The sequence below is a fragment of the Mycobacterium sp. E3339 genome (assembly GCF_001666915.1).
Classification (GTDB): Bacteria; Actinomycetota; Actinomycetes; order Mycobacteriales; family Mycobacteriaceae; genus Mycobacterium.
The window spans coordinates 18,210-28,419 of the sequence record NZ_LZIZ01000033.1; the positions used below are offsets into that span (position 1 = coordinate 18,210).

A 10,210-nucleotide genomic window follows, 5' to 3' on the forward strand; every position below is an offset into this window, starting at 1 on the left:
GCTATTCGCGCCAGAACGGGCTGGCGGTCAACACCTCGGGGCCGTCGGCGGTGATCAATACGGCTTCGCGCCCGAAGACCGCGCCGATCCCCTGTTCCCAGACGTAGCCCGTCACGGCCAGCACCATGCCCGGTTCCAGCCGTTCCCCGGCGGCGGTCGCGGGCAGGTGCTCGGAGATGACGGGAGGGTCGAAGCCCATGCCCAGGCCGCGGGCCACCGGCATCGGCGGAGCCGGCTCCCCCGCGGCCCGATACGCGTCCAGCAATTCGCTTGCCCCCGCGCCAGGTTGGCAGGCGGCCAACAGCCCGTCCCACAAGCCTTCCCAGCGCCGATACACCGCCCCGGCGCCGCGCGCGGCACCGGCCGGCCAAGTGCGTCCGACCTCGCCGATGTAGCCACCCGCCAGCACGCCGGCCGAGAAAGCCACCAGGTCACCGTCTTTGACCCGGCCGTCCGCGGCCGGGCGCCGCCACGGATGATCGGGTGACGTCACCCACGCGACGTCCTGGTTCGACGGGGTGCTGACGCCGCCGCCCGCGATGGCCCCCAGCAGGGCGCCGGCCAGCGCCTGTTCGGTTGTCCCGGGGCGCAGTTCGGACACGGCGGCGGCCAAGCCCGACTCGGCGACCGAGACGGCCTCCCGCAGCGCCGCCACCTCTTCGGCCGTCTTGACGCGCCGGGCGGCCCGCATCGCCAGTTCGCCGTCCACGAGTTCCGCATTGGGGAACGCCGTCGGCAGCAGTTGAGCGAAAACCGGTGAAATCGCATCGGTTCCGACCCGCCGGGCGGTGTCCGCCCCGTCGATGCGCCGCAGCGCCGACATGGTGTTCATCGGGTTCCACGAGATGCCGTACAGGTTCTCGTGCGGGATATCCTCGGGAACGCCCTCGTCCCAGGTGCTGAGCAGATGTATCGCCCCGCTCGCGCGCACCAGCACACACGTCGGGCCGAACGGCCGGGTGCCGGCGACCCACAACTGCGGCGCCCCCGTGACGTAGCGGACGTTGGCTTGGCGACCCAGGACCAGGACGTCGAGGTCGTGCGCCGCCATCTGATCCAGCACTCGCTGGCGCCGACCGCAGCGCAGCGCGCGGGCGTCGGGCAGGACCTCAGTTGCCATAGGGGTCATACGGGTAGTCGGTCAATCGGATCCAGCCCTCCTCGGTGATTACCAAGACCTCCTCGCTGCGGTAACCGCCGGTGCCGTCCTCCCACACCACCGGTTCCAGGACCAGCACCATGCCCGCTCGCAGGACGAACTTCTCGTCGAAGTCCGCGCCCAGATCGGTTCCGATCATGGGCATTTCGGCGGCGTTCACGCCGATGCCGTGACCCAGGTAGAAGTGCGGCAGCCACGGCTTGGCACCGCCGTTGGCGTTGATGGCCGCCCGCCCCAGGTCCGCCGCGGTGGCGCCGGCCTTCACGACACCGAGCACGGCGGACATGATCTCGAACCACTTGTCGAATTGCGCCCGCTGGCGTGGCGTCGGGTCCTTGCCGACGATCCAGGTGCGCCCGAAGTCCGAGCAGTAGCCGTGGTAGGTGATGCTGACGTCGGTCCACAGCACGTCGCCCTCGGCCAGTTCGCGTTCGGTGCTCAGCAGTGGCAGCGCAAGGTCGCCGTGCGTGGTCCACACGCCCTCGGCCTTGCTGGGCGGCATCACCTGCCAGATCGGTTCGAGCATGCTGGCCGTGGCGCCCAGCTCGAAGGCCCGCCGCAGAAAGCTCGCGGACAGGTCGACCTGTCGGATTCCCGGGGCCAATCGTTTGTGCACCTCGACCATCGCCTCGTCGGTGATCCGGATGGCGGTGCGCATGCAGGACAACTCGTCCGGCGTCTTGACCGCCTTGGCGGCGCTGACAATTGCCGACGCGTCGACGGGCGGACCGCCGGGGAACAACGTCTTCGCGGCGCGCGACATGGCGCCGGTGCACTCGTCGACCGCGACGACCGCTTGGGCGGGAACCAAGTCGGCCAGCCGGCGCGCGAATTCTTCGACCCCCTCGTCGAATTCGAGATACACCGGGCCGTGGACGTGATCGGCCGGCAAGTCGGACTCCAGCGAGGCGCCCTCGCGGAACGGCAGGAACAAGTGCGGCCACTCATCGGTGGCGAGCACCACCGCGACCGGCCGCTCGACATAGGACAAACCGGCGTCGCCCAGCGGCCAACTGGTGCCGGTGGCATAGACCACGGCGCTGTTGCCGAGCAGAATCAGCGCGTCGACGCCGCGTTCGGCCATCGCCGAGCGCAGCCGGGCCCCGGTCTCACGCCGCATGCGACCCATATCGGGCGTCTCGGGTATCACCAGGCTGCCGGTGCCCGCGCCCGCTTGCGCGAACGTTGTCATCTCCGCGCCCTACAGACCCAGGAACTTCGTGACGTTGCCGCTCACGATTTTCGCGGCGTCGGCGGGGCCGACGGCGTCCACGACCGCGGCCAGCGACTTTTCGGAATAGCCGTAGGTGCTTTCGTTGTGCGGGTAATCGCTGGACCACATGACCTTGTCCACGCCGATCTTGTCGATCAACTGCAGCCCGAGCGGATCGACCATGAACGACGCGCTCATGTGGTTGTCCCAGTAGTACCGCACATCGTGCTGCAGCGGGCGGTTGAACATGTGCCGGTAGGACGCCACCAGGTGTTCGGCGTCCTGCAGCGCCCACGGCACCCAGGCGATGCCGCCCTCGAACCAACCGATCCGCAGGCCCGGATGGTCGTCCAGGATGCCGCCGAAGATGTACTTGGAGAACGTCTCCCGGAACCCGTCGATGTTGATCATCATGCCGACGACGACACTGTTGAACTCGGTCGGGCTCTTCGGCGGCGTTTCCCCGATGTGGTGCGTGACCGGAAGGCCGGCGGCCTCGATCTCGTCCCACACCGCCCGCATCGCGGTGCTGGAGTAGTCGATCGGATTGCCGTCGTCGTCCTTGCCGGGATTCAGCGGCATCAGAAAGGTCTTCAGCCCCAAGGACTTCAGCTCTTCCAGGGTCTTTCGCGTGCCCTGCGGGTCCCACCAATTGATCAGCCCGGCGCCGTAGAAGTGGCCGCCCGAGCGCTCCTGCAGTTCGGCGATGTACTCGTTGTAGATGCGGAAGGCGAGTTCGCGCAGCTTCTTGTCGGGGTAGTGGAAGAGCGCCAAAATCGCGTTGGGGAAGGCCAATTCCTTGTCGACCCCGTCGTCGCGCAGTTCCTGGATGCGCGCCTCGATGTTGGTACTCGCGGCCCCGGGCAGGTCGTCGTACTGCATCAGCACCGCGCTGAAGTCGCCGGGCAGGAACGACTGGCCCTTGCGACCGACCTGATAGGCGCCTTCCTCGTACCAGATCCGCGGCGCCTTGTCTTTGAGGTCGTCCGGAAAGCGTTGGTAGAAAATGTCATCCGCCAACGAGATGTGGTTGTCCGCGGAGAACACCACGGTCCCGGCCGGCAGGCCGACATCCGCGCCCGAGGCGTGACCACGGCGATTCTTGGGGGCCCCGAAGCCTTCGGGTGGGTAAAGCGAAACGGCGCTTGCTTGAGTCGTCATCATTGACCCTCCATTCGGATCTGCAGTGTTGAGAGTAGCGACCTGGGGCTACCAGGTCACCGGAAGTTCGTAGACGCCGTAGGCGAGCCGGTCGTCCTTGAAGGGCACGTCCTCGACTCCGATCGCCAGTTCCAGCGTGGGGACGCGGCGGAACAGGGTGCGGTAAACGATCTGCAGCTCGGCGCGGGCGAGCTGTTGGCCCACGCATTGATGGCGGCCGTACCCGAAGGCGACGTTGCGGTCGGCCCCCGAGCGGTGCAGGTACAGCCGGTCCGGTTCGGGGAAGGCGTCCGGATCCCAGTTGGCCGGGGCCAAGTCGATGATGATGCCTTCGCCGGCGCGGATCGTCTCCCCGGCGATGTGGATGTCTTCGAGGGCGACGCGGCGCTGCCCGTTCTGAATGATGCTGAGATAGCGCAACAATTCCTCGACCGCGCTGGCGATGACCTTGTCGTCGTCGGCGTCGCGCAGGACGGCCAACTGGTCCGGGTTGACCAGTAGGGCCAGCACCCCGAGACCGATCATGTTCGAGGTGGTCTCGTGCCCGGCGATCAGCAGCCCGGTGCCCAGCTGGGCCGCCTCTTTGACGCTCAGTTCGCCGGCCTTGACGCGCTCGGCCAGATCGGAAACCGCGTCCTGCGCCGGATCCTCCATTTTGGCCTCGACCAGTTGCGCGAGGTACTTGTTCAGACTCATCGCGCCTTTGACGGTGTCTTCGCCCGTGGCGTAGCGCGCGAGCCCGACGTTGGCGTGGTGCTGGAACATGTCGGCGTCCTCATAGGGGACACCTAGCAGCTCGCTGATCACCAGCGAGGGAACCGGCAAGGCCAACGCGGTGACGATATCGGCGGGCTGCGGGCCGGCCAGCATCGCGTCGATGTGGTCATCGGTGATCTGCTGGATGGTCGGGCGCAAGCCCTCAACTCGCTTGAACGTGAAGGGTTTCGACAACATGCGCCGAAATCGGGTGTGCTCTTCGCCGTCGGCGGTGAAGAGCGACCTCGGCCGCTTGTGCACCGTGGACAGCATGCCCGCGTTCCAGTGCGGAAACCCCGGCCGCCGATCGTCGACGCTGACCCGCGAATCCGAGAACAGTTCCCGCACTTGCTCATAGCCGGTGATGAGCCACGGGGTGCTCCCGTCCCAGATGCGCACCCGGGACAAGGGTCGCTCTTGGGCAAGCGCCATGACATCCGGCGGCGGGGCGAAGGGGCAGCCCGCCCGCCGCGGCATCGGATAATCCGGGATCTCGGTCGCCTCGACGCCGGAAGTGTTAGTCAGCGTTTCTGACATCTCATTCCTCGATCTGAATAGCCAGCGCGGGGCACGCCGCGGCCGCTCGCCGGGCGCCGGGCGCCTCATCGGCGGATGGATTGGCGTTGAGCAGAACAACGACGCCGTCCTCGTCGCGCTGGTCGAATACGTCGGGCGCGTTCAGCACGCAATTGCCCGACGAAGCGCAGACATCTTGGTCGACAGTCACTTTCATCTGCAGACCTCTCATTCGTACGGGGTGACGGGCGCCAGCCACAGGCCCACGATCGCGTCGATGAGACCCGAGGCGGCGCCCCGCCACGAGCGCTGGGGCGGCGAGGCGCCCGCGGCAAGCGATCGTTCCCGGTCGGCACAGGTGTGCATCAACAGGTTGCGGGCCATGATGTTTCGCTCGAAGTGCACTTCGGCCGGCAGGTCGGGCAGGCACCGGTTGATGCCCTCGACCACCTGCACCAGGGATGGCGAGCTGAGGGCGCCCTTGACGATGATGTGGTAGTACGCGGGATCGGTCATCGCCTGCGCCGCGAAACGCGCGTACCAGGTGGGATTGCCGAGTTCCTCCAGATGATCGGTGAGCGGCCGCACCAGGCAGGCCACCCAGTCCCTCAGCTCGGTCGAACCACCCGCTTCGAGCAGTTCGGCCACCATCCGCTCGCGCAGCTGCTCGACCGGCCCCCGGTGCTTGTGTTCGATCGCGCGGACCAGGTCGGCCTTCGTGCCGAAGTGGTAGCCCACCGCGGCGTTGTTGCCCTGGCCGGCAGCCTCGCTCACCTGCCGGTTGGACACCGCGAACATGCCGTGCTCGGCGTACAACCGCTCGGCCGCAACGAGGATCGCCTCCTGCGTCGAACTGGCCCGTTCGGTGCGAACTGCCCGGCCGATGGTGGTCACCCGGCTAGTCAACCGTGGCCCAGCGATTAAGTCAAGCGATTGATTTAATTTGTTGGCGCCCGCTCGCGCCGGCTTCGGTGCCACTTAGCCGGTAATGGGTGACAAAGGTCCCTCGCCCGAAGCTTCCCCGCTCGGTCACGATGGCCTCTTGCGTGCGGGAACGCGGCGGTGTCGGGACGGTGAATCATTGGTGGGTGCGGGATGTTGTCAGCCAGCCGGGTATCGGCGATCGAGGATTCCGCGTGGTTCCAGTCGAAGTGGTCGCCGTACCTGGTGGCCGACGCCGACTTGCGCATCCGCGCGGTGAACTCCGCCTGCGAACGCGTGTCGGGGCATCCGCGCGAAGAGTTGCTGGGCCACCAGCTGTTCGACGTCTTCCCGGACAACCCGGCCGATCCCGATGCGGACGGCGTGGCCAACGTCTCCGCGTCGGTGGATCTGGTATTCCGCCGTGGGGTCCGGCACTGGATGGGGGTCCAGCGTTACGACCTTCCCGACCGGCAGAACCCGGGCGCGTTCGTCTATCGGGTCTGGACACCGATGAACGACCCGATCAAAGACGGCAAAAAGACCGTCGCCGTGCTGCAGCACGCCCAGGACGTCACCCGCGTCGTACCGCCGACGCCGGAAGAGCGCGCGTATCCGAAACTCTTCGAGTTGAGGAGGGCGGCGGAAGTGCTCGGGCGTCAGTTCCCCGACCTGCCCAGCGAAGCGGTGCTCGGTGTGCTGGCACATTCCCACAGCGTGGTCATGGAAAGCGTTGGCGCGCAAGATTTCGAACGCGCCGAGGCGCTGGCCAGGCTTCGCCTGGAAACCCACGCCGGGCATCCGGCGGAAGAGTCCTGACGCCGCGGCTACTTGCGGGAACGGATCGCCTTGCCGGCGGACGTCCCACCGTCTACCGGCAGCACGGTTCCGGTTACGTAACGGGAACGATCGGTGGCGAAGTACAACGCCGCCTCGGCGACGTCGTCGGGTGTGCCCTCGCGCTTCAGGGGCCGGTCCTCGCGCATCGTCTCGCGCACCCGGGCTTCGAAGCGCTCCAGCTCGGCCGGATCCATGTCGGCCGCCGACGACGCCAGGATCGGCGTCGGGATGTTTCCCGGCGCGATGGCGTTGACCCGAATCTCGTAGCGCGCCAGTTCGATTGCGGCGGACTTGGTGAACTGGATGACCGCGGCCTTCGACGCGCGGTAGATCATCACCCCGCCGCCCGCCTGGATCCCACCGATCGACGTCAGGTTGATGATCGATCCGCCACCGCTTTCGGCCATGTGCCGAGCGGCATCTCGCGTGCCGGCCATCACCCCGAGAACGTTGACCCCCATCACCCGGTGGAAGTCGGCCAGGTCGTCGTCCAGCAGCCGGCGCAGCGGGCTCGAGATTCCGGCGTTGTTCACCATGATGTGCAGGCCACCGAACGTCTCGACCGTCGCGGCGACCAGCGCCGCGACCTGGGCGGGATCGGAGACGTCGGTTCGCCGAAACAGGGCGGCGGCGCCCGATGCGGCGGCCAGCTGCTCTCCCCTCTCGGCCTCGACATCGGCGATGACGACCCGCGCCCCCTCGGCGACAAACCGTTCCACGATTCCGCGACCGATGCCGGAGGCGCCGCCGGTCACGACGGCGACCTTGCCTTCCAATTCGTTGACCACCCGACGAGTTAATCCGCGCCGACCGCGTTAAGTCAAGCAGTTGATTTAAGCGGGCCCGGGCCGATCGGTAGGCCCCAAGGGGTTTCGCTCGCCCCACACACCCGCCATGCTGGGAGCGCCAGTTCATCGGGAAACTCGGGAGGAAGCTCATGAAGGTTCTGGTCGTCGGGGGTAGCGGACTCATCGGATCACAGGTTGTCGCCCAGCTCACCGAGCTGGGACACGAGGCCATCCCCGCCTCGCCGAGCTCGGGGGTCAACACCATCACCGGGGAAGGCCTCGCCGGTGCCCTCGCCGGCGTCGACACCGTTGTGGACGTCTCCAACTCGCCGTCCTGGGCCGACGACGATGTCCTGAACTTCTTCACCACCTCCACCCGCAACCTCCTCGACGCGGAGCGGACCGCCAACGCGCGGCACCACGTCGCGCTCTCGATCGTGGGGGCCGACCGGGCGGCAGAAAGCGGCTACATGCGGGCGAAAGTGGCCCAGGAAAAAGAGATAGTGGAATCGGGATTCCCGTATTCGATCGTGCGGGCGACTCAGTTCTTCGAATTCGTTGGCGGCATTGCTGATTCGATGGCCGACGGCGACACGGTCCGCGCCCCGCATGGCGCTTTCCAGCCCATCGCCGCCGCGGACGTCGCCACGGCCGTCACCCGCGCCGCGGCCGGGAACCCGGTCAACGGCGTAATCAATATCGCCGGGCCGGAAAAGCAGGGTATGGATGACTTCATCCGGGCCCGGTTCGCGGCCACCGGCGACGATCGCCAGGTGATCACCGACGACGGTGTCCGCTATTACGGCGCGTTGCTCGACGATCGCAGCATCGTTCCGGTCGACGGCGAAGACGCGACGATCTACCCGACCACGTTCAGCGATTGGTTGGCCGGGGTGTCGTAGCGGCGCCAAGTAGCCGACCGCCGTTGCGACATCAACCCCGGCGGTAGTTGCGCTGAGCCCTCCGGCCGAGCACGGTATAAGACGCCGAAGATCGATGACGACGAGGAGCGGTGATGCCTGTGCCCCCCACGAGCGATGTCACCGCCCCAAGCGCGCAGCTGACCAGGCGCGGATTCATGGCGGCCGGCATCGCCGGCGGGTTGGCGCTGGCGGCGTGCAGTCAGTCCAAGCCCGCGCCGTCGGCCAATGCCCAGTTGGCCGCCGCCATCGACGCGGCGGAGGCCGCCCGGCCCCACAGCGGCCGGACCGTCACCGCCAGCCTGACCGCCCAGCAGGTCCAGGTGGACCTGGGTGGGCCCGTTGTCCGTACGTTCGCCTACGGCAACACCATCCCGGGCTCACCGATCCGGGCGCGAATCGGCGACGAGCTGGTGGTCACGGTGTCGAATCGGCTCGACCATCCGACATCGGTGCACTGGCACGGCGTCGCGCTGCGCAACGACATGGACGGCGCCGCGCCCGCCACGCCGAACATCCCCGCCGGCCAGGACTTCACCTACCGCTTCTCCGTCCCGAATTCGGGGACCTACTGGGCCCATCCGCACACCGGCCTGGACGCGGACATGGGCCTGTACCTCCCGGTTATCGTCGACGACCCGACCGAGGGCAACTATGACGCCGAATGGATTGTGGTCCTTGATGATTGGACCGACGGAATCGGAAAGTCTCCGCAGCAGCTCTACACCGAACTGACCAGCCCGAACAAGCCCAGCATGCCAAGCGGTCCCCCGACCACGACCACAACGCCACCCACCACGTCGACGACCTCGACCACCAGCGAGACCCCGACGACAACGTCGAGCAGTGAGACTTCGACGACACCGACCGGCTCGCCGAGTCCCGCCCCGATGCCGGAGGGGAACGTCGGTAAGAGCGATCTGCTCGGTGGCGACGCGGGCGATATCGCCTACCCCTACTATCTGGTCAACGGGCGAATTCCCGCCGCTCCCATGACCTTCAACGCAAAGCCGGGCCAGCGCATCCGGATCCGATTCATCAACACCGGCTCCGACACCGCGTTTCGCGTCGCGTTGGCCGGTCATTCGATGACGGTCACCCACACCGACGGATACCCCGTGGTGCCGGTCCAGGTCGACGCCCTGCTCATCGGCATGGCCGAACGCTACGACGTCGTGGTGACCGCCGCGGACGGCGTCTTCCCGCTGGTCGCCTTGGCGGAGGGCAAGAACGCACTGGCGCGCGCGCTGCTGTCGACCGGGTCCGGCAGCGCGCCGGACCCGGGATTCCAGCCGCCCGAGCTGAACCGGCGAGTGGGCACGATTGAGATGTTCACCGCGACAACACCGGTCAACCTGGGCCGGCCGCAACCCGGCCTCAACCTTCCGGTCGTGCTGGGCGGCAACATGGTCCAATACAACTGGACTATCAATGGAAAGCCTTACAGCAACACCGAACCCCTGCACGTCCGGGAGGGCGAACGGCCCACCATCACGTTCGACAACCCCACCATGATGTATCACCCGATCCACCTGCACGGGCACACCTTCCAACTGATCAAGGCCGACGGCAGCCCCGGTGCGCGCAAGGACACCCTGATGGTGCTGCCTAAGCAGAAGCTGCTCGCCGTTCTGGTGGCCGACAACCCGGGCCTGTGGGTGTTGCACTGCCACAACACCTATCACCAGGAGGCCGGCATGCAGACCCGGCTGGACTACGTGTTCTAGCAGATCAGGCGTCGGCCAGAAAATTCAGCAACAACTCGTTGAGCACCGACGACTGCTCGATCTGCGGGCAGTGGCCCGCCCGGTCGACCACCACCGAGCGGGCGCCGTCGATCTGCCCGGCGATCTGCGCGGCCCAGCCGGAGGGAAGGAGCTTGTCGTCGCCCCCCTCGACGACCAGCGTCGGCACCGTGATGCGCTCGTACGCCCGG

11 protein-coding genes are annotated in these 10,210 nt (G+C 67.2%); 3 read left to right on the forward strand and 8 right to left on the reverse strand.

Annotated elements, in window-relative coordinates:
• Position 1 precedes the first annotated feature (1 nt).
• From A5702_RS02625 to A5702_RS02650, 6 genes are all read right to left on the reverse strand, one after another.
• Positions 2-1,120 (reverse strand): Xaa-Pro peptidase family protein, encoded by a 1,119-nt coding sequence (locus tag A5702_RS02625; protein ID WP_068217994.1) that lies wholly within the window; start codon positions 1,118-1,120, stop codon positions 2-4.
• Positions 1,110-2,351: a Xaa-Pro peptidase family protein gene (locus A5702_RS02630; RefSeq protein WP_068217997.1), complete on the reverse strand. Its 1,242-nt coding sequence runs from the start codon at positions 2,349-2,351 to the stop codon at positions 1,110-1,112. The genes A5702_RS02625 and A5702_RS02630 overlap by 11 nt, the downstream gene beginning before the upstream one ends.
• Before the next feature lie 9 nt (positions 2,352-2,360).
• Positions 2,361-3,422 (reverse strand): amidohydrolase family protein, encoded by a 1,062-nt coding sequence (locus tag A5702_RS02635; protein ID WP_197506485.1) that lies wholly within the window; start codon positions 3,420-3,422, stop codon positions 2,361-2,363.
• Positions 3,423-3,581: 159 nt separating this feature from the next.
• Positions 3,582-4,826 carry a cytochrome P450 gene (locus A5702_RS02640; protein WP_068218000.1) on the reverse strand — a complete coding sequence of 415 codons (1,245 nt, stop codon included), beginning with the start codon at positions 4,824-4,826 and terminating at the stop codon, positions 3,582-3,584.
• A gap of 1 nt (position 4,827) precedes the next feature.
• Complete coding sequence (locus A5702_RS02645) at positions 4,828-5,022, reverse strand: ferredoxin (RefSeq protein ID WP_068218002.1); 195 nt, start codon at positions 5,020-5,022, stop codon at positions 4,828-4,830.
• Positions 5,023-5,033: 11 nt separating this feature from the next.
• On the reverse strand, positions 5,034-5,699 hold the full coding sequence (locus A5702_RS02650; RefSeq protein ID WP_055401965.1) for a TetR/AcrR family transcriptional regulator: 666 nt from the start codon (positions 5,697-5,699) through the stop codon (positions 5,034-5,036).
• 273 nt (positions 5,700-5,972) lie between these two features.
• On the opposite strand from A5702_RS02650, the gene A5702_RS02655 reads away from it, so the two are divergent.
• Positions 5,973-6,545 carry a PAS domain-containing protein gene (locus tag A5702_RS02655; protein ID WP_197506483.1) on the forward strand — a complete coding sequence of 191 codons (573 nt, stop codon included), beginning with the start codon at positions 5,973-5,975 and terminating at the stop codon, positions 6,543-6,545.
• Positions 6,546-6,553: 8 nt separating this feature from the next.
• On the opposite strand, the gene A5702_RS02660 is transcribed toward A5702_RS02655, so the two are convergent.
• Positions 6,554-7,354 carry an SDR family NAD(P)-dependent oxidoreductase gene (locus tag A5702_RS02660; RefSeq protein WP_055401961.1) on the reverse strand — a complete coding sequence of 267 codons (801 nt, stop codon included), beginning with the start codon at positions 7,352-7,354 and terminating at the stop codon, positions 6,554-6,556.
• Positions 7,355-7,503: 149 nt separating this feature from the next.
• On the opposite strand from A5702_RS02660, the gene A5702_RS02665 reads away from it, so the two are divergent.
• On the forward strand, positions 7,504-8,256 hold the full coding sequence (locus tag A5702_RS02665) for an SDR family oxidoreductase (RefSeq protein ID WP_068218005.1): 753 nt from the start codon (positions 7,504-7,506) through the stop codon (positions 8,254-8,256).
• A gap of 113 nt (positions 8,257-8,369) precedes the next feature.
• Positions 8,370-10,001: a multicopper oxidase family protein gene (locus A5702_RS02670; RefSeq protein WP_068218008.1), complete on the forward strand. Its 1,632-nt coding sequence runs from the start codon at positions 8,370-8,372 to the stop codon at positions 9,999-10,001.
• Between the two features lie 4 nt (positions 10,002-10,005).
• Here A5702_RS02670 and A5702_RS02675 read toward each other — a convergent pair.
• A partial coding sequence (locus tag A5702_RS02675) for an alpha/beta fold hydrolase (RefSeq protein ID WP_197506484.1) occupies positions 10,006-10,210 on the reverse strand: 205 nt, incomplete at its 5' end.